General features: G+C 49.1%; 23 protein-coding genes. 12 read left to right on the top strand and 11 right to left on the bottom strand.

Annotated elements, in window-relative coordinates:
* Positions 1-125: 125 nt before the first annotated feature.
* On the top strand, positions 126-896 hold the full coding sequence (locus ACKU40_RS15565; protein ID WP_320173705.1) for an AAA family ATPase: 771 nt from the start codon (positions 126-128) through the stop codon (positions 894-896).
* Between the two features lie 60 nt (positions 897-956).
* On the opposite strand, the gene ACKU40_RS15560 is transcribed toward ACKU40_RS15565, so the two are convergent.
* Positions 957-1382 (bottom strand): hypothetical protein, encoded by a 426-nt coding sequence (locus ACKU40_RS15560; protein ID WP_320173704.1) that lies wholly within the window; start codon positions 1380-1382, stop codon positions 957-959.
* 120 nt (positions 1383-1502) lie between these two features.
* Here ACKU40_RS15560 and ACKU40_RS15555 point away from each other — a divergent pair, with 120 nt between their 5' ends.
* The 11 genes from ACKU40_RS15555 to ACKU40_RS15505 all read left to right on the top strand — a co-directional run bounded on the left by ACKU40_RS15555 (position 1503) and on the right by ACKU40_RS15505 (position 11484).
* Entirely contained in the window at positions 1503-2429 is a 927-nt protein-coding gene (locus ACKU40_RS15555; RefSeq protein ID WP_320173703.1) for a ParB/RepB/Spo0J family partition protein, read from the top strand.
* 12 nt (positions 2430-2441) lie between these two features.
* A complete protein-coding gene (gene rfaE1, locus ACKU40_RS15550; protein WP_320173702.1) occupies positions 2442-3452 on the top strand; it encodes a D-glycero-beta-D-manno-heptose-7-phosphate kinase in 1011 nt (336 codons plus the stop codon).
* An 89-nt stretch (positions 3453-3541) separates the two neighbouring features.
* Positions 3542-4801, top strand: a complete 1260-nt coding sequence (locus tag ACKU40_RS15545) for a GAF domain-containing SpoIIE family protein phosphatase (protein WP_320173701.1) — start codon at positions 3542-3544, stop codon at positions 4799-4801.
* Between the two features lie 30 nt (positions 4802-4831).
* Positions 4832-5140, top strand: a complete 309-nt coding sequence (locus ACKU40_RS15540) for an STAS domain-containing protein (protein ID WP_320173700.1) — start codon at positions 4832-4834, stop codon at positions 5138-5140.
* A 38-nt stretch (positions 5141-5178) separates the two neighbouring features.
* On the top strand, positions 5179-5928 hold the full coding sequence (locus ACKU40_RS15535) for an ABC transporter permease (RefSeq protein ID WP_320173699.1): 750 nt from the start codon (positions 5179-5181) through the stop codon (positions 5926-5928).
* Between the two features lie 6 nt (positions 5929-5934).
* On the top strand, positions 5935-6738 hold the full coding sequence (locus tag ACKU40_RS15530; protein WP_320173698.1) for an ATP-binding cassette domain-containing protein: 804 nt from the start codon (positions 5935-5937) through the stop codon (positions 6736-6738).
* Between the two features lie 14 nt (positions 6739-6752).
* Positions 6753-7718, top strand: a complete 966-nt coding sequence (locus ACKU40_RS15525) for an MlaD family protein (RefSeq protein WP_320173697.1) — start codon at positions 6753-6755, stop codon at positions 7716-7718.
* Positions 7708-8334, top strand: coding sequence for an ABC-type transport auxiliary lipoprotein family protein (locus tag ACKU40_RS15520; RefSeq protein WP_320173696.1), 627 nt, complete (start codon positions 7708-7710; stop codon positions 8332-8334). Before ACKU40_RS15525 ends, ACKU40_RS15520 begins: the two co-directional genes overlap by 11 nt.
* Positions 8334-8732, top strand: a complete 399-nt coding sequence (locus ACKU40_RS15515; RefSeq protein ID WP_320173695.1) for a DnaJ family domain-containing protein — start codon at positions 8334-8336, stop codon at positions 8730-8732. The genes ACKU40_RS15520 and ACKU40_RS15515 overlap by 1 nt, the downstream gene beginning before the upstream one ends.
* A complete protein-coding gene (locus ACKU40_RS15510) occupies positions 8729-10102 on the top strand; it encodes a WD40 repeat domain-containing protein (RefSeq protein ID WP_320173694.1) in 1374 nt (457 codons plus the stop codon). Before ACKU40_RS15515 ends, ACKU40_RS15510 begins: the two co-directional genes overlap by 4 nt.
* Positions 10103-10146: 44 nt before the next feature.
* Complete coding sequence (locus ACKU40_RS15505) at positions 10147-11484, top strand: ATP-dependent 6-phosphofructokinase (RefSeq protein WP_320173693.1); 1338 nt, start codon at positions 10147-10149, stop codon at positions 11482-11484.
* A gap of 131 nt (positions 11485-11615) precedes the next feature.
* Here the strand turns inward: ACKU40_RS15505 and ACKU40_RS15500 are convergent, their stop codons facing one another.
* From ACKU40_RS15500 to ACKU40_RS15455, 10 genes are all read right to left on the bottom strand, one after another.
* Positions 11616-12941: an HD domain-containing protein gene (locus tag ACKU40_RS15500; RefSeq protein WP_320173692.1), complete on the bottom strand. Its 1326-nt coding sequence runs from the start codon at positions 12939-12941 to the stop codon at positions 11616-11618.
* A gap of 119 nt (positions 12942-13060) precedes the next feature.
* A complete protein-coding gene (locus tag ACKU40_RS15495) occupies positions 13061-14332 on the bottom strand; it encodes a dihydroorotase (protein WP_320173691.1) in 1272 nt (423 codons plus the stop codon).
* A 12-nt stretch (positions 14333-14344) separates the two neighbouring features.
* The gene (locus ACKU40_RS15490; protein ID WP_320173690.1) at positions 14345-15268 is read right to left on the bottom strand and encodes an aspartate carbamoyltransferase catalytic subunit; all 924 of its coding nucleotides are present in this window, start codon (positions 15266-15268) and stop codon (positions 14345-14347) included.
* A gap of 33 nt (positions 15269-15301) precedes the next feature.
* Positions 15302-16408 carry an amidohydrolase family protein gene (locus ACKU40_RS15485; protein WP_320173689.1) on the bottom strand — a complete coding sequence of 369 codons (1107 nt, stop codon included), beginning with the start codon at positions 16406-16408 and terminating at the stop codon, positions 15302-15304.
* A gap of 77 nt (positions 16409-16485) precedes the next feature.
* Complete coding sequence (locus tag ACKU40_RS15480) at positions 16486-16845, bottom strand: hypothetical protein (protein WP_320173688.1); 360 nt, start codon at positions 16843-16845, stop codon at positions 16486-16488.
* A gap of 90 nt (positions 16846-16935) precedes the next feature.
* Positions 16936-17904: a signal peptide peptidase SppA gene (gene sppA / locus ACKU40_RS15475; RefSeq protein ID WP_320173687.1), complete on the bottom strand. Its 969-nt coding sequence runs from the start codon at positions 17902-17904 to the stop codon at positions 16936-16938.
* Between the two features lie 73 nt (positions 17905-17977).
* Entirely contained in the window at positions 17978-18613 is a 636-nt protein-coding gene (locus ACKU40_RS15470) for a LysE family translocator (RefSeq protein WP_320173686.1), read from the bottom strand.
* Positions 18614-18968: 355 nt separating this feature from the next.
* Positions 18969-19220, bottom strand: coding sequence for a hypothetical protein (locus ACKU40_RS15465; protein ID WP_012765620.1), 252 nt, complete (start codon positions 19218-19220; stop codon positions 18969-18971).
* Positions 19221-19897: 677 nt separating this feature from the next.
* Positions 19898-20821, bottom strand: a complete 924-nt coding sequence (locus ACKU40_RS15460) for a zinc dependent phospholipase C family protein (protein WP_320173685.1) — start codon at positions 20819-20821, stop codon at positions 19898-19900.
* Positions 20822-20866: 45 nt separating this feature from the next.
* Positions 20867-22252 (bottom strand): phospholipase D-like domain-containing protein, encoded by a 1386-nt coding sequence (locus ACKU40_RS15455; RefSeq protein WP_320173684.1) that lies wholly within the window; start codon positions 22250-22252, stop codon positions 20867-20869.
* Positions 22253-22335: the final 83 nt, after the last annotated feature.

Genomic DNA, 22335 nt, shown 5'->3' with positions numbered 1-22335 from the left:
GTCACTTTTCTTGATTTAAAGTTTTTTTCAGACTAGCTTTGGCTCTGTTGTTTTTGTGTCAACTTGGTTGAGATGTTTCACGTGAAACATGAAAAATTGAAATCTCATTAACAAGGTGGTTTCAAGTGGCAAAGAGAATTGTTGTAGCCAACCAGAAGGGTGGAGTAGGTAAAACCACTACCTCTATCAATCTTTCCGCTTCCCTTGCTGTGATGGAAAAGAAAGTTCTGCTTGTTGATTGTGACCCTCAGGGGAACGGTTCAAGCGGGCTCGGATTCTATCCCGGAGACTCCAGAGTAAACGTATACTCTGTTTTATTTGAGCCGGAGAGAGCAAAGGAAGCTATATATCAAACAGATATCCCTTATCTTTCACTCATGCCTGCGAGTCAGGATTTAGTGGGTGCTGAAATTGAACTAATCGATAAAATGGGCCGTGAGTACTATCTTAAAGATCTCGTGGAGACAGTTGATGATCAATATGATTATATCATTTTCGACTGCCCGCCTTCACTTGGCCTGCTGACCGTAAACGCTCTTTGTGCGGCAAAGGAACTGCTGGTCCCACTTCAGACAGAGTATTATGCTCTTGAAGGTGTTGCCCAGCTGCTGATGACTTATGAGCTGGTTAAGAAAAGATTGAATCCTGATCTTTCAGTCTTAGGTGTGGTCCTGACTATGTACGACAAGCGCAACAGGCTCGCCCGTCAGGTGAAGAATGAAGTGCGTAAGGCTTTTCCGGATAGTCTTTTTGAAACTATTGTACCGCGAAATGTTCGTCTTTCCGAGGCACCGAGTTTTGGAAAACCTGCGATATCTTACGATGCAAAATCAAACGGCGCTCTGGCTTATCTGAGTCTGGCGCAGGAAGTGGTTAAGCGTCACGCTGAAGAGTAGTTCATAAAAAAAAGGCCGACATTTCTGCCGGCCTTTGATTATACGAGTGTAGTGAAGCGATTAATAACGGGCTTCAAAGTTATTATTTTTTTCTTCAATGTAGGGCGTACATTCGACGGTAATTTCATCTTTAAAATGCTTTTTGACAACGCGGCCATTGCACTGGGTGCATTTAAATGAAACAAGGCCGCCGAGGTTGCAGGACATAAGCCTGAACTTGCGGGGATCATCCTTTTCCCAGTCTTCAGTTTTGTTGCCGCAAAGTTCGCAGTGCACATCGGTATCAACGGGGTAGGGGAAGTCCCAGTACTCTTTTAGAGTTTCCCATTCTCCGATGGGCTCCGGACGTTCCGGAGGAGCTTCCTGAGGGAGCAGGTCTTTGATCATAGGCTTGACCTTGTTCCATAGGTCTGCAGTAAGCAGGGCGCCGATCAGGTTGCCGTTTTTATCGAAAAGTTCTGTAAGATTGTCATCGTGTTTAGACATGTAGCCTCCGACGTCATTGTTATTGATGAGTTCGGGATACAATAATCACGGTTTCAATCAAGTCAAAGGAAATATTATCAGGCTCCGTTTATCGGAGCTGAAAACATAAGGAGAAAATCCATGGCAGGTGTCACTGGCGGTTTAGGAAGGGGACTCGATGCCCTCCTAGGTGGCGGCAAAGGTGTTGATGAAAAAAAATCTTCGGAGCTTTCTATTGATGCTCGGAAGATTGATATTGATATGATCGTTGCCAACCCCAACCAGCCGCGTAAGGAGTTTTCTCCTGAAGCTCTGAAGGATCTTTCAGAATCCATTCGCGCAAAGGGCGTTTTGCAGCCTATTTTGGTCCGTCCAGTTGCTGGGCGTAAAGATCGTTTTGAGCTGGTTGCAGGTGAGCGTCGCCTGCGGGCATCGAAATTGGCCGGACTGGGTGAGATCCCGGCTTTGGTCAAGGAAATGACCGATCTTGAGAGTATGGCCATCGCTCTGATCGAAAACCTGCAGCGTGAAGATCTGAACCCCATTGAAGAAGCCAAAGGTTATCAGGAGCTGATCACAAAGTTCGGCCTTAGTCAGGAGCAATTGTCCGGTCAGGTGGGTAAAAGTCGTTCCGCACTTTCTAACTCCATGAGACTGCTGACACTTTCCGAGCCTGTCCAGAATGCCATTGGAGACGGTAAAATTTCCGCCGGTCACGGACGTGCTCTCATGGCAATTACTGATGATGATGCTCGGGATGAACTCTTTGACAGGCTCATGATCAGCGGTATGTCTGTGCGTCAGTGTGAAGGAGCTGCTACATATTTTAAAGAGCACGGAGAGCTTCCTGAAGGCGAGGTTGTCGCTAAGCCTAAATCTAAAAGAAGCAAGAATACGGAACCCAAAACAATTGATGAAAGCCTTGAGCGAATCAAAGGCCGACTTGAGTCAGCCCTTGAAACAAAAGTCAGGTTCAGCGGTTCCCCCAAGAAAGGTAAGATGACCATCAGTTATGCCAACGAAGAAGAACTTGAGCGTCTGGTCGCTATCCTAGAACTTCGCTCTTAAAGGAAAAAAGGAATGGATAATAAAATTTTAAGTGTTCTCCCGAAATTGAAAGATCGCAAGGTTCTAATCATCGGTGATGTGATGCTTGATCATTATGTGATTGGTTCGGTTGAACGCATTTCCCCGGAAGCCCCGGTTCCTGTCGTGCAGGTTACCGAAGAAAAATACCTGCTTGGCGGAGCCGGCAACGTTGCCCGCAATATTGTCGCTCTCGGTGGCGAGCCGCATCTGACCGGATTTGTCGGTCACGATGGAGAAGGGGAGGTTTTTGAAAGGCTCTGTTCCGAGTCCGGAATTCCGTATTCCCTGTATGAAGCTGATGATCGCCCGACAACCAAGAAAACCCGGGTGATGGCCCATAATCAGCAGATGGTTCGTGTTGATCGGGAGAAGACTACTGATTTTGCTGATTCTCTCATGGATCAGTTATTTGCATTTCTTGATCGCGAAATTTGTGATTACAAGGTGGTCATTCTTTCTGACTACGGAAAGGGACTTCTGTCTGATTCTTTTTTTGAACGCTTCTGGAAACTTCTGAAAGAGAAAAATCACAAGCCGCACATTCTGGTCGATCCCAAGACAGTCAACTATGATCGCTACAAGTCTGTCAGCATGCTTACTCCCAACTCCAAGGAGGCCGGGGAGGGGGCCAACATGCAGGTCAAAACCCGTGAAGATGTTCTGGAAGCCGGACGCAGGCTTTTTGACCGCATCGATCCCACTCACCTGCTGATCACCCTTGGCGGCGACGGTATGGCTCTCTTTGAGTCTAGGAATGTGGTTAAGCATGTGCCCACATTTGCTCGTAAGGTGTTTGATGTTACAGGTGCAGGCGACACGGTTATCGCAACTCTGGGGCTTGGTCTCGCTGCAGGTCTTGATCCGCTGACTTCTGCTGTGCTGGCAAACTATGCGGCCGGTATCGTAGTCGGGCAGGTTGGTGCTGCCACAGCATCTGTTGATGAGCTGGCTGAGGCTGTACGTAACTGGCCGAAGCCGGAAGTGAATATCTGGAGCGAGTAATATTTGTATAATTTCACAACAGATTAAAATAGTGTATGCTGTTAAGTCTGGATAAATATTTGTAGAAAAGCTGATTCAGGGGGGAAGTCTTGAATACACAGGTTAACAGGCTAAAGAAGTTGATTCAGGCCAATGAGGTCTTGGCAAGTATTGAGTCTTTGGTAGATCTGCTGCCTCAACTGCTTAGGCTGGCTCAGGATGTTACCGGTGCTCAGGCTTCATCAATCATGCTTTACAATGAAAAAAAGAATGTCCTTGAATTCGCTTGGGCCATGAACGATGTACTCGGTGATAAGGCCATGAAAAATCTTAAGACCGGATTTGAGTTGCCTATGGGGCAGGGGATTGCCGGATGGGTGGCTGATCACCGTGAAGCCCTGAATGTTCTTGATGCCCAGAATGATGATCGCTTTTCAAAGGCGGCAGATAAAAAATCCGGGTTTGTGACCAAGTGTATTCTTTGCACCCCCATCATTCATCAGGGCAAGCTTCTGGGGGTCGTGCAGGTCCTTAATTCTTCAGACAAGGAATGTTTCGGAAAGGAAGACGAAGAGCTTCTGGAGAGTTTCGGACATTTAGCCGGGGTTGCTCTTGTTCGTTCAGAACTTATGCTGCAGCGCTTGAACCAGCAGAAGTTTGAAACTCAGCTGGAAGCAGCAGCCCGTATTCAGAGACAGTTCAATCCCCGTCAGCCAGAACTGGAAGGTGATAATCTCATTTGGGGCAGTTCCGTTCCGGCTCAATTTGTTGGTGGGGATTTGTACGATTTTATACCCAATTCCGACGGAAGCTGGTATATTTATGTGGCCGACGTCTCCGGTAAGGGGTTGCCTGCGGCTTTGATCATGTCCGCCCTGTGGACTAGGATCAGGGCAGAAGCGCTTGGCGAAAAGACTCCCGGAGAAATGCTCAAGGCAGTCAATGCCGGCGCTTATGAATTTATGAACGGTGAAGTGTTCGCTACCATGGTTCTCTTGCGTTACTTTCCGGAAAGCGGGAAATGCGAATTTGCTTTGGCTGGACATCCTTCTCCATTACTGGTTGCCGACGGCAAAGTAGAGTCCCTTGAGCGTCCTTCTGGGTTGCCGGTAGGCATTCTTGAAGACGGTGACTTCGGTACCAGCGAGTTTGTACTTGATAAAGGGAAGTCGCTGATCATTGTCACTGATGGTGTTGATGAAGCCCGGGCCGGGAATGGCGAATTTTTCGGCGAAGAGCGTATGGAAAAGACCCTCAGGCAGGGAGGAACTCCTCGAGCCGGGGAAATTCTTCTTAAAGCTGTTGCCGATTGGAGAGGAGACATTCCTCCTAACGATGATACTACCGTGGTTGAGATTTACAGGGCTTAATGCTGCCGGGCAGGCGGTAAGGAGATATTTATGGGCGCGGGCTGGAAAATGGAATCCTCGCAGGAAGAGGGCCTGATTAAAATCAGCGGTGAAGTCGATTTTACCGGTACCCCTGATCTCAGGGAAAAGATGCATGCCTTTGTTAAGCAGACTTCAGGCGAAGTTCAGGTGGATCTTTCTGAACTGGAGTATCTGGACAGTTCCGGTTTGGCTTCGTTGATTGAGCTGCGCAGGATATTGAACAAAGATAGCCGTGGTGTGAAGATCATTGCTGTTACGGATCAGGTCGACAGGCTCTTGAATCTTACGCAGGTCAAGTCGTTGTTCGGGATGGACTGATAGGCTGTCCGGCATGGCAGGAAAGGGAGTTATTCGGGATGAATGGATTGCATGTTCTCGCTTGGATGGTTTCCAGACTCCTCGGCTGCCTGCGCCTCACGCCCGGAAATAAAAAATCATTTTACCGTAAAAGACTTTTTCGTGATCTTGCCTCGGTCGGGGCAGATTCCATTCCCATCGTCAGTGTCATTTCCGCCTGTACAGGCATTATTCTAGCCTTGCAGTCCGCCCAGCAATTGGAAAAGGTCGGTGCCATCAGTTATGTGGCCAACCTTGTGGGCGTGACCATTATCCGTGAGCTTGGTCCTTTGCTCACCGCAATCATTGTCACCGGACGTTCCGGAGCCGCCTTCACTGCAGAAATTGCTACCATGCAGATTTCCGAGGAAATCGATGCCCTTGAAGTTATGGGCATTGAGCCGGTCCGTTTTCTTGTCGTTCCCAAAATGATCGCCATGCTTATCATGGTCCCCTGTTTGACTGTCTGGGCGGATTTTGTCGGCATCTTTTCCGGCGGGGCCTTTTCCGCAATCGCCCTAGGTATCAATGAAGTTACCTATTTCAATAATTCAGTAGAATTTCTTAAGTTACATGACGTGCTGGCCGGACTGGTCAAGGCCGGGGGCTTTGCCGTTGCCATTACGCTTATCGGTTGCTGGCAGGGTTTTCTCGCCCGTGAGGGGGCGGCTGATGTAGGGCGCAAGACAACCAATTCTGTTGTTATCTCCATATTTATGATAATATTGCTGGACCTGTTCTTTACGGCACTCAACTTTATTTTTCGGTAGCAGATCATGAAATTATCAAGAGTTGCACAGGACATAAGGCTGAAAAAGCTCAGTTTAGGTTATCCGGGCAAAGTGCTCATGGAGGACCTGAATGCCGTGCTGCCCGCCGGAAAGATCAGTGTGATTCTCGGAGGATCAGGGTGTGGCAAATCCACTTTGCTGCGCCATATTCTCGGTTTGAATATCCCTGTTTCCGGAGAGATCTTTTTGGGTGATACAAATCTGACCGCCTTGAAAGACGAGCGCGAATACAAGCAGATCCGTACCCGCATGGGCGTGTTGTTTCAGGATGGAGCTATGCTCGGTTCGCTGACACTTGGCGAGAATGTGGCTCTGCCCATGCAGGAACACACAGAATTGCCGGACACGATCATTGAGGAAGTGGTACAGATGAAGTTGCGGATGGTCGGCTTGGGTGATTTCATGCATTACTATCCCAGCCAGCTTTCCGGGGGCATGCGCAAGAGGGCAGGTCTGGCACGGGCTATGGTTATGGACCCGACCACATTGCTCTGCGATGAACCGTCTTCCGGGCTGGACCCGATCACTGCCGCTGACCTTGATCAGTTGATCCTCAAGCTCAAGGAGACTTTTCATGTGACCACAGTAGTGGTGACCCATGATCTGGACAGCCTCTTTAACATTGCGGACCACGTTGTGGTTCTGCATAGAGGGAGCTGCCTGTATCAAGGAGATGTAGAAGGACTGCAGCAGTCCGATGATAAATATATAATCGACTTTCTGGAACGCAGGCCAACGGAACTTGATCCCAGCATGGAAAGGGCTGTTAAGTTCCGAAGCAGGTCCTGAGTAGGAGATATGTAATGGTTCTCAATCCGCGCAGCTCGGCTGCCGATGTCATCAAAGCTGCTTTGGCTGCTCTTGCCGGACTGGCTGTCCTCGGCTTGTTTATTGTCTTTTTGGGCGGGCATGATTTTTTTTCCGACTACACGCAATACAAAATCCTTTTCCGCAATGTGAAGGACCTTACCCCCGGTCGTCCGGTCAAGTACGCGGGGCTTAGCGTGGGTAAGGTGGATTCAATTAATGTTGATGCAGAAAATCCGGGACGCATTTCAGTGATCATCAATGTGGACCATGACTTTCCTCTCTACCGTGGGACAACTGCCATGGTAACCCAGAAAGGTTTGGTGGGGGATAACTACATCCTTTTGGAATTGCGTGGAGATGCGGGTCCAAAATTGGCTGACGGTGATTCCATTCCATCCGCAGTCATCATGAGTATGAACGAAGTGGCTGCTCAAATGGGCCGTTCGGTCGCGGATTTGACTCCACAGCTGGAAAGGGCCGTAAATGCCTTTGAGATGCTTTTTTCTCCTGAGAATATGTCCAACATCGGAAAAAGTCTGAAAATGGCTCCTGAGGTGCTTGCCGAAACCAATGCTACATTGGTCACTTTCCGCAATGAATGGAAAAAGTTGGCCGGTGCCGGGGCCGGGGCTATGAACAACGGTTCGAAAAATATCACCGTACTGACCAATGAACTTATCGATACCCTGCAGAAAGTTGAAACAGCAATTGCGACCCTGCAGGGAGATATGAGTGTTACTCTCGGCGGTGTCGGGGCTGATGTGACCCGTGCGGTGGACGGCATCGAGGGGCTGACCGCAGACCTGCGGCGCAATGTTGAGTACGATCAGGAAGAACTTGAAATCATACTTACCAATATAAACCGTCTTTCCAGAGAGATGAACAGGTTGGCCCGGTCATTGCGCGAACGTCCGTGGCAGGTTTTGAATCCTCCGCAGGGAGCTGAAAATGAGCAGTAGAATTTTTTTCATAGCACTTTTGTTTTTCGTACTTTCCTGCGCCGGCTGTATCGGCGGAAAATCTGTGGAGTCATCCTTTTTACGGGTGGACGGCTATATTTCTGCCAATGAATGCGACAGGATTAATCATGATATGCCCAGATTGGCCTTGCGAAGATTCACCAGTCTTCCCGCATTGGACCGCGAGACTGTGATTGTCGCTAAAGGACAGGTCATGAAGCCTGATTACCGCTGGAGCTGGGAAGGGACTCCGGCTGAAATTTTCGACCTTGTGGCCGGACCTGCACTGAACTGTATGAACAGCTATGAGGTTATAAGTCCGTATCGGCCTGGAATCGACAAGGATCTGGTTCTTTCAGGAGTGATTACTTCATTTGAAATTCAGCGTAGCGGAGGGGATGCATTTAAGGTCGCAGTGCGTTATTCCCTCTGGGACGGAAGCGGAAAGAATCTGCTGGCCAGAAAGCTGGTTGAAGCGGAAGCTCCGGTCAAGTCCATGCGCGGCGAGGCAATTGCTCAGGCTGCGCAGGAGGCTGTTGACGGAATTATGAAGAACACCATTACTTGGATTGATGGATTGGGAGGGGAAATGCTCTCCCGGAATGCGGGGCGTTAATGTATTTTATAGCGGCCATAGCGGAGTCTCGGATTAAGGAAGCTGAGCGTAAAGGGGAATTTGATGATCTTCCGGGCAAGGGAAGGCCCCTTGAGCTGGAAGACGACTCCATGATTCCCCCTGAGTTGCGCATGGCATATAAGGCCTTGAAGAATGGCGGCTACCTTCCTCCTGAGATGCAGCTTAGAAAAGATATTCATTCTGCCCTTGATTTGCTTGAATATATGGAAGATGAAAAGGAACGCTATACCCAGATGCAGAAAGTAAATCTGCTTTTTGAACGCATCAAGAGCATGCGCGGGAAGGAAATAGCCATCAATGAAGAAGATGAATATTACAAAAGCATAGTTGAGCGCATTACTTTACAGAGCAGGATAACCAAGGAAAACAAGGGATGATTTCTAGAAAATTCAAAGTAGGCCTTACCGGTCTGGCTTTATTGTTTGTTACAGCCGGAATGCCCGCGCAGGGGAATGCTGCGTCTAAGGAAAGAGTGGGGCAGTCTTATATTGAAGTGCCTTCCCAGTTACGGAAGGGAACTACAAAATCCCTTAAAAGTTATGTTTCCAAATTGCTGAGTAAAAAATATGTAAGTGCTAAAAAGCTCTATGAACCTCCTTTTGAAGGTTTGGAAGATAAGCTTTATATTTCTGTAAAACGCGAAAAAGCCATGCCGATCATTGCCGGAGGAGTTTCATCCTATGCCGGGAATGAAGAAGGATTGGCCGCAGCTCTTTATGATGGCACAGTCCGCATCTGGAGCAAGCATAAATGCAGTAAAGTACGCCTTCCCGGAGGGGGCGGAGCTATGCAGACCGGATACGGTTCCGGCAGTCCGACTCTGGCTGCAACAGGACGCGACGGTCGACAGATTTATGTCTTTAATCTTGATGAGTGTTCGAGGATACCGGGTGAAATTCCGGTGGAACACGGCCCTGTAAAGATGATGGCTCTTTCCCGCACAGGTGAATGGCTCGGTATCATCGATAGCTTTAATACGTTGCTTTGCGGTCCTGTTTCCGGTCCTCTTCAGGAAATTTCAATCCTTGAAGGTACACCTCTTTATCTTGGCTACACACCGGGGCAGGGCGTTCTGGTGGCAGTGGAAGCTTCGGGCAGAATCGTCAAGCAGGGCATGAAGACCCAAACCCGTCTGGATTCCGATGAAGTGCCCGGGGGGCCTTTTGTCGATGCCCGAATGGCGGGGTATGTGGTCTGCCTGACCCGTGATAACGGAAGTGAGGTTTATTGGGACCTCAGTAAAAGGGCGACAGTAAAAAAATCGGAAGCCCTGCAGCAGGAACCTGCCTGGATTTATAAACGCGACGGAGGGCTGGTCTATTCGACCGGGGTGGATCGCTGGAAGATTACCGAACATCTGGGCATGCCCATGTTCATAGTTTCCTATTCCGCTACAGAAAAGTTGCTAAGGGTTCGTGACCTTGATCGCGAAACCCGTTATTATAGTGTCTTGGACGGTAAAGAAATTTCCGGAACGGATGCTGAAGACTGGAAAGTAATTTCACCAAGCAAAGGTGTATACAACGTTGGGAAAAAGCAATTTCGTCTCTATGATATGGTATGCCAAAAGGGGACAATGCGTCTTTACGGCAGGCATTTAGAGGATAAGGGGTTTTATCTCTGGTGGGAAAATGTTGGTGCCACGGCGTATTTGAATCCGCATCCCATGGAATTGCCTGTTCGTGAGTCTATTTTGGATGACAGTCCGGCTATGTGGGTGCCCCTTATTCAAGGTGAAGTAAGATAACTGCTATTCACGACTGGCGGATTTAGTTCCGCAGGAGGTTTGAAATGGTTAAAAAAGCTAATAAAACACAGCAGATAAATACCGAGATCCCGGTGTTGGGCAAGGCTAAAATACCTTCTCCGCTCAAACGGTGTGTCTTCATTGAAGATAAGGAAAGAACCTTGGTTAACCTTGCTGAAGAGGACATGGATTCATCTTCCAGCAATGATGTCTATCAGGAGTTTGAAAAAGCCGGCCCTCGTGCATTCACCTATTTTGATCCTTCAAAGACCAAATGTGCGGTGGTTACCTGCGGCGGGCTTTGCCCCGGCCTGAATGATGTTATCCGTTCAATTGTACTTGAGGCTCACTATCTCTATAAGGTGCCTTCCGTACTGGGTATCAAGTTCGGCTTGCAGGGCTTCATCCCCAAGTTCGGACATGATGTTGTGGAGCTTACAGCCGATAAGGTTGCCAATATCCACCAGTTCGGCGGTACCATCCTCGGCTCGTCACGCGGTCCGCAGGACCCTGAAGAGATTGTCGATGCCCTTGAGCGGATGAATATTTCTGTGCTGTTCATGATCGGTGGTGACGGTACCATGCGCGCTGCCCAGAAGATTGTCGAAGAAATTGAGAAAAGGCGAATCAGAATTTCCATTATAGGTGTTCCAAAAACCATTGATAACGACATCAGTTTCGTTACCAAGTCATTTGGATTTGATACCGCAGTAGACAAGGCCACTGAAGCTATTCAGTCCGCTCATGTCGAATCCGTGGGCGTGGTCAACGGTATCGGCCTGGTTAAGCTTATGGGACGTGAATCCGGCTTTATTGCTGCACAGGCCACATTGGCCCTCAAAGACGTAAACTTCGTGCTCGTGCCCGAGCATCCTTTTGAATTCGACGGGGAATACGGTTTGCTTCGCTCCCTCGAAAAGCGTCTGGAGGAACGCCAGCACGCGGTTATTGTCTGCGCAGAGGGAGCCGGGCAGGAACAATGTGAATACACCGGGGAAAAGGATGCATCCGGAAACCCCGTGCTTTGCGATGTCTGCACCCTGATCATCCGCCGTATTAAGGACTACTTCAAGGATTTGGGCAAGGATATTACCTTGAAGTTTATTGACCCCAGCTACATTATTCGTTCCGTCCCGGCTAATGCCAACGATTGCGTTTATTGCGGTTTCTTAGGCCAGCATGCCGTACACGCAGCAATGGCAGGAAAGACCGGAATGGTGGTCAGCCGTTTGCAGGCCCGCTATGTGCACCTGCCGCTCGATCTGGTAACCATCAAGCGCAAGAAGTTGAACATCAAATCCGACTACTGGCGTGCGGTTCTTGAATCCACCGGTCAGGGACATCTGCGCAATGACATGGAGAAGGATATTTGTGAACTGTAGTTCATTTTTGGGATTGAATTAAAGAAATAACGCCCTGTCGAGTTGATCGGCAGGGCGTTTTGGTTGGGTAATAGAAAAGCCTCTGGAACATATCATTCCAGAGGCTTTAATTTTTGGTATGAAGCTAAGTCTTAAGCTTTCTTAGCCTGATCGATAACGTACTCAATGGCTTCATCCATGTTTGTAACGTCACCGGCGATCTGTGCTTTAAGCAGGGATTCGCGAATGATACCGACGCCGGGACCGGGGTTGAGTCCGGTGTGCTGCATGATCTCGTTACCGTTGAGGAAGGGATCAAGTGCTTCTTCGGGGATATCGGCACGCTCAAGCATTTTAAGGTTGTGGTTGAATTCCTTGTAGGTGGTGTCGCGGGCTTTAATGTCAGCGCGAACCATTTCGATGAGGCGGGGATATTCATCCAGAGCCTTGAACTTACGGATACCCTTGTCGGTGAGCATGAAGTGGAAACGCATGTGGTTGCGTATCAGATCGCAGATAAGGTCTACATCTTCCTGAGGGAAGTTGAGACGGGTCAGGATTTTTCTAGTCACTTTTGCGCCGACGCGGTGGTGCTGCAGGAACTGCCATTGTCCTTCAACTTCTTCGGCGGTGTAGAGTTTACCAACATCGTGGAACATGCAGGCTACCACGCCGAACCAGTCGTAAGGCAGTTCTTCGGGGTAGAGGCGCATGACATCGAGGGTGTGGGTGAAAACGTCTTCGGTTTCGCCGGTCTTGCTGTTCTTAACCTGAGTCAGGCGGGAAAGAGCTGCAAGTTCGGGAATCAGGCCGTGCAGGAGCATGGTTTCAAAGAGCAGGGAAACGAAAACGTACATGTTTTCAGCTTCAACCTTGCGCCATTCATCCATGATTTCAGGCACGGGTACGTAATCGAGAATACGCTTGCAGGAGCGGATGATCGCGATTTTGGTATTTGTTTCAATGGGCAGGTTGTAGTTTGCGGCAAAACGCAAGGCCCTGATACCCATGAGGTAATCTTTTTTGAGAGTCTGGTCCGGGATACCCAGCAGGCGGACTTCACCGCTGCTCAGTTCTGCGAATCCTTCGTAAGGGTCCTGAGCCTTGGGAATGTAAGGACAGGCAGCAGACATGGGGATCTGGTGCTTTTGTTCCAAAGCCTTGAGCAGTCTGGGAGTCATGCGGGATACGCATTCTTCAGGATGTGAAGAGTTGCTGGTTTCGGAAGTATAGAAATAAAAAATATTTCCGCCTTCTTTCAAAATCGCGGTAACGTCCTGTTGCTCAGTGGGCTGGATGTTGGGGAACAGTTTAGCCAGCCTTTTGAAATCAAGTTCGGTGGAAATATCCAGTTCGACTTCTTCGCCTTTGTCCTCAATGGTCAGCTTTTGCAATCTTTCATTAATGATATAAGCATCATAGCCGTTACGCATGATGGTTTTGCAAATTCCCACCGCGTCCTTGAAAGGTTCGCTCATTAAAATCTCCTTATCAAAAATAAACCGTCTGTTGCCTTGGCAGCAGATGCAGATCAACTATATAAAATTATTAGTTTTTACCTTTGCACAACAGACTTATTCACTGTCTGTTAAAGAGGTCATACTATTTTTTTGCCACTAAGGAAATGGCTTATAACCCGTCCTTTCAGGGTTTGTCCGCGGAATGGAGTGTTTTTGCCTTTGGAGTGCATTGTAGTTGAATCCAGCACCCATTCTTCGTTGGGATCAAAGAGGAAAAAGTCAGCCGGATCGTCTTTTTCAAAGCTGTTCAACGGCAGGTCGAAAGTCTTGCATGGAGCGGTGGTCCACATGCGGATGAAATCGTCAAAGGTAATCTTTCCGGATGCCACCAGTGACCAAGTCAAGGAAAGGGCGGAATCCAAGCCGGAGATACCGCATGGTGCGTACATGAATTCGACTTCTTTTTCGTGGGCTGCGTGGGGAGCATGATCGGTGGCGAACATGTCGATGGTTCCGTCCTTGATACCTGCCAGCAGGGCTTCTACGTCATCTGCGGTGCGCAGGGGCGGGTTGACCTTGGTGTCCGAGCTGTAGCCGTTCAGGGCTTCTTCGGTTAGCAGCAGGTAGTGAGGACATGTTTCAGCGGTGACCTTAACCCCGCGTTTCTTGGCCCATGCGATCAGGTCCACTGATTTACGGCAGGAGATATGGGCAAGATGGATGTGCATATCCAGATATTCAGCCATGAGCAGGTCCCGGGCGACCTGTGCGGCCTCTGCAACATCTGGCTGTCCGGCAAGGCCGAGCACGGATGATACTTCGCCTTCATTCACTCCGGCAGCGGGCGCAAGGTAAGGATCCTCGCAATGGTCGATAATCGGCTTTCCGGTATCGGAACCGTATTCCATGGCCCTGCGGAAAAGCTCACTGTTCTTGACCGGAAGACCGTCGTTGGAGAAAGCTGCGCATCCGGCCTCAGCCATTTCATGCATGGGGGCCAGTTCTTTGCCTTCCAGACCCTTGGTTAATGCGCCGATGGGAAAGAGACGCGGACCGCCTTCCGGGAAGGCTGCTTTGGCTTTACGCAGCATTTCATCGGTAACAACGGCATTGTCGTTGACCGGAGCAGTGTTGGCCATGCACATAATGTTGGAGAAACCGCCGTGAACAGCAGCTTTCAGGCCGGAGGCAATGTCTTCCTTGTATTCAAAGCCAGGTTCACGCAGGTGGGTGTGAACATCGGTCATGGAAGGCATGAGCAGCAGACCTTTTGCAGCTACTACCTCAGCGCCTTCATACATGGTGTCGGAAGACGGGATTACATCTAAAATTTTGCAGTCAGCAACAAGGAGATCGACTTCTTCGCCTTTCCATACTGCCTTGCGGATGACAAGTTCAGGATGAGTCATATTGTATTCTCCTTATTTTTTGCGGGTGAGGTAGAGGTAAAGTAAGGCCATGCGGGTAGCTACACCGGATGCGACCTGATCGAGCACGAGGCTGGCTTCGCAGTCGGCAAGCTCGGAGTTGATTTCAACTCCCCGGTTCATGGGGCCGGGATGCATGATCTTTACATCCGTGTTAGCCTGTTCGAGCTGCTTATGGCCCAGACCGAAATATTTGGAGTATTCGCGCAGGTCAGGCAGAAGACCGTCCTGCTGGCGTTCCAGCTGGAGACGGAGACACATGATTGCATCCACGCCTTTGCAGGCTTCATTGATGTCGGTGTAAACTTCTGCGTCCCATTTTCTGATCTGCGGCGGCAGCAGGGTGCGCGGGCCGCAGAAACGGACCTTGGCGCCCATTTTGTTCATCAGGATCAGGTTTGAACGCGCAACACGGCTGTGCGCGATGTCTCCAAGGATGAGTATTGTCTTGCCTTCAAGGGAGCCCCATTCCTGATAAAGGGTGAAACCGTCAAGCAGGGCCTGTGTGGGATGTGCGTGGCGGCCGTCACCGGCGTTGATGATGCTGCAATCGAGGCGTTCAGCCAGAAATTGAGACGCGCCGCTGGCCCAGTGACGCAGGACAATGCCGTCCGGATTCATGGCCTGAAGTGTCAGGGCGGTATCCTTGAGAGTTTCGCCCTTGGTCAGGCTGCTGGAGCTTTTGGCAAGGGAGAAAGTGTCGCAGGAAAGACGTTTCCCGGCCATGTCAAAGGAGGTCTTGGTCCTTGTGCTTGCCTCGGCAAAAAAAAGGACCACACTATGGCCTTTTAAAGTCGGTACCTTTTTTACCGGACGGGAGTTGATTTCCTGAAAGTAAGTAGCAGTCTCAAAAACATGCTGTACTTCCTCTTTGTTGAGCTGGGAAACATCCAGCAAATCTTTATGTCGCCATTCCATAAGAGTTCCTCTCAGTTGTGGTGCAAAAAAATATTAAAACAGAAGATCTTCAAGATGTGAGGGGATTATAGCGTAAACAGCGCGTTTCCCCTTATCCAGAGATCCATATAAGTCATCTATCTTCAAAGCCTTGGCGCTGTTTGTGGTTACAAGTGCAAGCGCTTCAGCCGTGGACAAGGAAATTTTGATGTTTTTAAGCAGGTATTCCAGCTCGTTCCACATGGATAAGTCATGATTGGAAGCAATGCTGTCCGTTCCCAGACAAGTGTTTATACCAGATTTCAGGATTTTTTCCCACGGAGCCCGGCCTTCACCGATGTATGTATTTGAGCGGGGGCAGAGGCAGACATTTACCTTGCGTTCGGCAAGGATGTTTATGTCGCTATCCGCAACCCGAACACAATGAACCGCAAGGGTCGAATCATCCAGCAAGCCGAGGGAGTCGGCATATTCAACCGGGCGTAACCCTTTGTTGCCGCAATCGGCCAGCAGTCCTGCTCCCTTGAGCATTCCTGCAAATTCTCCGGTGCCATGGGCTACTATCTCATCCTCTTCCTCATTTTCCGCAAGATGGATTGGGTAGGGCAGTCCGGCTGCATCATTAGCTGCTTTTACCGCCTGCAAAAGCTCAGCTCCGGTTGAGTAGAGGGAATGACCGGACCCGGCGGCGCGGCCATGGTTGAATTCTTTTTGCGGAAAGAATTTAGCTCCTTCCTTGGGTTCTTGCACTCCGATAGCTTCGCAGCAGGCGTAGAATCCCATGGTCAGTTCATCCATAATCCCTGCAACCTGTGCACCGTTGCGTGTGGAGATATCAACGCAGAATGCAGTGCCTTCAGCACACATTTGCTGCACGGCGTCTCGAACGGCCTCGGTATCAAGGTCGTAAAGGGGATTGGAAAGCAGAGACTTGATCCAGTTGGTGAAGCCCTGCTCCTGCACGGTCTTGCCTTTCAGATGGGAAAGTTCAAGGTGTACGTGGGCATTGATCAGCCCCGGGGCGATTGTCACATCACCGAGGTCTTCAACTTCACCGGAAAAAGTCTCGTTCAGTTCTGACCAAATTCCTGTTTCCAGAATCCGCTCCCCGTCATGGATGAGGGCGAAATCTTCGATAACCGGATTTTCTCCGTGGGTCATTGTTACGGCTCTTGCCGCTCTTATACATTTGTTCATGGGCAAAAAAATGCCGGACCATTAAGGTCCGGCAGGAATAGTTATTTATTAGCTTTGGGGTCTTCGAAGAAAACGTAATTGGTAGCGTAGTCGCTGAATTCAAAGTAGACCTTGTTTTCATCGGGGTCTGCTTTGCCGTTCAGGTTGGCATCAAGAACACCGTAACCGAATCGGTATGGTCGCTGAACGCGTTCCTTAGTGCCTGCGGCAGTGGAAAGCTTATCGATTTTTACAAATCGCTTGATCAGTTTGCCGCCGGAATAGATTTCAAGAACACCGTTTACCCCGGTCCAGTTCTGGATGGAACGGCCGATGCGGTTCTGGGTTTCCTGAGTGCATGCGCTGAAAACAACGAGAGAAAAAAGCAGGATGAATGTAAGGATCAGGCTGTTTTTTTTCATTTGGTTCTCCGTTTAAGAGTTTGCTGTCATCAGGTCAAACGGGCAGTTCATACATGTTTTTTTCCGGAATGCAAAGCAGTGTGACTATAATCATTCCGCTGCCGGAAGCCAGAGGTAATGAAATCCGGCTTTAGGCGGCATGAGGTTTCCGGCATCAATATTGATCAGTGCCGGGGAGAATGCCTGCGATGAAGCAGAGTTATAAAGAGTGTCGTTGGGATAACTCTTGTGTTTGTATGTGATCACTTGTGAGTTTTCATCAATTCCGGCCAACTTACAGGCTGTTTTTACTGCGTCTGGAAGATAGCCGAGACTATCCACAAGTCCTGCTTTCTTTGCCCCCTGTGCACTGAAAACCTGTGCTGTGAAGATGGCTTTGAGTTGATCCTCTGAGATGGAACGGTGTTTTTTGACCAGTCCCTGAAAGCGGTCTGCGTAATCTTTGATAATATCATCGATGATTTTTTTCTGTTCCGGTGTGTCCGGCTTGAAGGGAAAGCCCATGTCTTTGTTGCGCCCTGATTTTGAAACCTCCACGGATACCCCGATTTTTTCCATGAGTCCTTCCACTTTGGGGCGGATAAAGATGACCCCGACGGACCCGGTCAGCGTGGTGGGGTGGGCCATGATATGATCAGCGGGCAGGCTGACGTAATAACCGCCGGAAGCAGCCACATCCATCATATTAACTATAACTTTTGCCCCGGTCTTTTCTTTAAAGCGCACTATTTCATTATAAAGGATGTCGCTGGCGGTAACTGAGCCTCCGGGAGAATTGACCTTGAGCACAAGGGCTTTGACTTTGTCATCCTCGGCTGCAAGTTTGAGCCGCGAGGAAACCTCCTGAATGAGGCTGGGGGAATTGCTCAGCAATCCACGCTTACTTTCATCGGAAATTGTTCCGTCAATGGAGACCACAAGAACCTTGTGTTCTCCTTCGCCTTGCAGTTTCTTTTCAAGCAGGGGATCAGTCCCGTCCGGAAAAATATTCATCTTGGGCTGGCAGCCGCAAAGTGCAATTGAAGTGAGAATGAATATGGTCAGTAATATTTTTTTCATGGGTAACTCCTTTGGTTACCCGGAAAGTAGCAGATGGGGGTGGTTAAATAAAGGGTGCTTGCGCACCCTTTTCTTATCTCTCATACATAGCCAATTTTACCCCAAACGCGACAAAGACAGATCCCAGCGCTTTATCCAGCAATCTTTGCAGTTTCTGGCTTTCGCGCAATCTTCCGGTGATGCGGTCTCCGGCGTAGATTAGCGGAGGCTCAACAAATGCTGCAGTGACGATGATCAGTGTTCCGTGCAGCATCAGCTGGGCCCAGACAGGTCCGGCTCCTTCAACTACGAATTGCGGCAGGAAGGCTATGAAGAATGTTGCAACCTTGGGGTTGAGCAGGTGGATGAACATGCCCTGCTTGAAGATTGCGGAAGGGGCCAGCTGTTTTGAATTTTTGCTTATATCCAGCAGACTGCCCTTGGACCTGAAAGCTCCGATGGCCAGCCAGAAAAGGTAAGCTACCCCGACCCATTTCACGATTGAGAAAGCGGTGGCGGATGCGGCAATAATGGCCGCAAGGCCAAGTGCGGTCAGGAGCACATAGAGGAAAGCCCCGGACCAGATTCCGAACATAGCGGCGAATCCGGCTTTTCGGCCTCCGGTGACGGTATGGCTGAGTATGTAGGCCATGTCCGGTCCCGGTGCGATGTTAAGCAGCAGGGCGGCTAATAGAAAGGTTGTCCAATGGGCAAGATCGTATTCAAACATGATTGAACCTCGGTAAGTTGAAAATACAGATAACCACGGCACATAAGTGTGTCGCGTAGCATGACAAGGTTCTGTTTTTGGCGCGGGAAACAGGACTGCCATTTCAGGCGAAATGGCGGAAAGGCAAGTTGATATTATTTCAACCGGCTGGAAAAGCAAACCCCGGAAAGGGATTCTCAATTAAATAAAACCCGGTCCACTCGTAATTGGATCACAAGGGGACCGGGTTTCAAATATGGCACCGCTTCATTGAAAAGCGGTAAAAGACGTATTTTCCGAAGACCATTGGAACAAAACTAATCCATATTAATTTTGTTCCCCAAATTCACTTTTTATGAACTTGAGCTGCGCAGTCCTAGCGGGACATGCGTGCAAGCTGTCTGCGGTATTCGGGGGAGATTTCAAGACGTTCGATGTGGCGCAGGTCCACAAGAGAGCTTCTCATTTTTGCACGGTTGGTTTCGCGGATTGCAGCCACGGTCCAGACGGGAAGCCAGAGACCGAGGGTGGCAATGGTGAGCACAGCGTGGATGCTGTGGTTTACTTCACCGCCGTTGCGTGCTGCGCGGGTAGCTGCCCAGGCTTTGATGGTTCCGATTGCGTACATATTATATTCCTCCAAAAAAAATTTGGTTTAATTTGTGTTGTTCACAAGTCCCACCTATGTCTGAGTTCAATGCAAGTCAACAGTTGGCAATGCAAAACCTAAAAATGCATAGCAAATAATGTTCACTATCTGTTTTGGCTTGGTAATACTTAAAAATCAGTCTCTTATCTTTGTTAAGACATGTTCTTGAAGTGGTATCGGCAGGATTCAGATAGTGTTGATTTCAAAATCAATGCGTTGGTGAAAAATTTCGCAAGCTTGTCTTGTGGGTACACGCTTTGACAATATTGGTACAAGATTTATAAACTTATACATACGAAATTACTAAGGTAATTTTTAAAATAAGCAAAAATGTGCCAAATTTGTAAAAACCGGGACAAGCAAAGATATGGCTGGGGGAAAGTGGAATCAATTGTCCTGAACTGTTTGTCTTCAGGTGACGATATAGATGCTGATGCAGTAGTGATGTGTAATCAATGTTATATTGATGGTTACAACATTGATTTAAAAAAAATTGCATTGAATATACATGGAAGATGCTTTTGTAGAAATATGTGTCGTAGTATTGCGAACTAAATTCATGCTTTTAAATAAAAACCCGTTTTTTAGGCGTAATAATCTTAGAAAGTCTGAACAAAATTCTGATATTTTTTCGAGATATATCCTGTTTAGGCTGATTAATTGCTCACAGCCGTGGAGAGAATACTTGCTTTTGACTTAAACATATCTCCCACCCCGTCCAGCTTGGGCAGTCCGGTTATCCGCTCATCAATTTCAAAACGGGGAGAGAAGGGGACGTTGCGCTTGAGGGCGGTTTTCCAGCTGTTCTCTTCCTTGGCGAGTGCAATATTGTCTGCGCCGATGGGATCGAAATTAAGGGCTACAGCATTCTGAGGAGAATTGAGCATGTCAATCACCAGCCGGTATGAATAGTCTATGATGGAGCGCAGGTAAGCTTGACGAAAAGCCGGGACTACCTTTTTTGAAATTTTAAGGGATTTGCTGACCGCCTTATATTCCAGAAGTCCGATGGTCTGGTGGAACACCTTTTTTTTGAACAGGAAGCTATATTTCTTTGCATCCATGTGTTTTCTCAGATTGAAGTCTGCATCCTGATTGGCCCTGCGGAAAAGGCGGGCCGCTTCCTGAGCTGACCAGTCAACTTGATCATCGGCCAGCATTTCTATGTAGACATGGCTCAACCTGCCCCCGGAGGGAGCCTGCTGCATGAGGTTGGGTACATAATAGTTGTGAGCGATGATATCTGCTGCCAGATGGGAAAGATAACCCAGAGAATAGGCTTTCAGGTGATCATCATCGGATTCATCCAGCAGGTTGAATCCGGTTTGCCAGTTATGGCTGTGTAATCGCTTGGCTTTGCTGCCTTTGCCGATGAAAATGTCCGCACTCAAGCAGCCGTAAAGAAATATGGCTGAATTGGAGAGCAGCAACTTTGCCACGGTATCAGAAAGCAGCACAGTGTTTGAAAGCACAGCATTGCCGATGGCCATATGCACACCCGGACCCCAGGCAAGGCAGCTCGCAGCGCAGCCCAGAACCAGCAGAACAGTAAAGAATAAAATCAGAGTCAGTTTTCCCATATCTATATGGTAAGTTCCGCTCCGGTGGAGGTCAATGAGTTCCGTTTAAAGCAGCGGGGCAACCAGTCTTGCTGCGCCTTCAATTGTATCGCGGACCATTCCAACCGGAACAGTTCCCTCGGTGCTGACGTCAATAAGCCCTTGAACCCAGTCACTGACCGGTTCAACATCAGCTTCCGAATAGGTGAACATAACTATTTCATAGTTAAGAAACAGGCTGCGCATATCCATGTTTGCCGAGCCGACAACTGCCAGCCGATCATCGACGACAATTACCTTGGCGTGGACCATGTGCGGATATTTAACCACCCGTCCGCCGCATTCTTCCAGATCTCGCAGATGGGTTCCCCGGGCAAGGTCAGCCAGTTTGTGGTTTGATTTTTCCGGAACGACAACCCGCAGGTCAACACCGCGCAGAGCTGCCAGACGCAGGGCCTGTGCAAGGGCTTCGTCAGGAACGTAGTAAGGAGTAACAATCCAGAGCCGTTTTTCAGCAGTGAAAGCCGCGGTGAGCAGGGCGTCGTGGACAGGGTCGCGCGGGACGTCAGGACCGGAAGGAACAACCTGCATGACACCGTCTCCGCTAACTGCCGAACCTTTGGTGCAGGGGGGGATGATGTTCACTTTCTCTCCATAAGCAAAGAGCCAGTCGGATTGGAAAACTTCGATGTAATGGCGTACCGCAGGTCCCTGCAGTACGAATGAGAGGTCGGTCCAGCGGTCTTCGCATGGCTCTGGGCCAATATATTCGTTGGCGATGTTTGTTCCCCCGGCCAGCACGATCTTCTGGTCGGCGATGGCTATCTTGCGATGGTTGCGCAGGTTGCTGTTGCCATGGAAGGGGGCGCGGAAAAGGGGCATGAAATAAGCAATTTTGCCGCCATTATCGATAAGTTTTTTCAGGAAGCGGCGGGAAGTGAACATGGAGCCGATATCATCCAGCAACAGCCTAACGGTAACTCCTGATTCAGCCTTGCGGGCCAGCCTTTCCACAATGTCTTTGCCCACTTCGTCCCGGGAGAGGATAAAGGTGGTAATCAGGATTTGGTGTTCGGCATTTTCAATGAGGTTTACCAATTCATTGTAGATGTCGATGCCTGTAGGGCAGAGCTGGACCTTGTTGCCGCTGGTTGCACCGGGAATTCCGTATTCACGGAGCATGACGTCAATGGGATCGGATTCCTCAGCTGGAATTGTTTCCTGCACTTCAAGATGAATATCTTCTTTGGTGTGGGCATCACGTTTGAGCTTGCGTCCTCCGAAGATGAGGTAAAAAGGTACTCCGATGTATGGTACAAAAAAAATTGCCAGCAGCCATGCAAAGGCAGCTGATGAGGTACGCTGCTTACGCAGGATGGACATAACCAGAATTGCAGCCAGCAAAAAACCACCTACTACCGCGAGGTGTCCAAATAAGAGATTCCATTCCATGTCAATTCCTGAAGTGGGTTTAATCATTTATTACCGGACCTTGCTCAGGCCTGAGGTCAGCTTAGCAGGATTTCAATTACAAG

It is taken from the genome of Maridesulfovibrio sp. (genome assembly GCF_963666665.1).
Classification (GTDB): Bacteria; Desulfobacterota; Desulfovibrionia; order Desulfovibrionales; family Desulfovibrionaceae; genus Maridesulfovibrio.
Note: the sequence above shows the minus strand (reverse complement) of the source record. Positions and strands in the feature narration are given on the sequence as shown.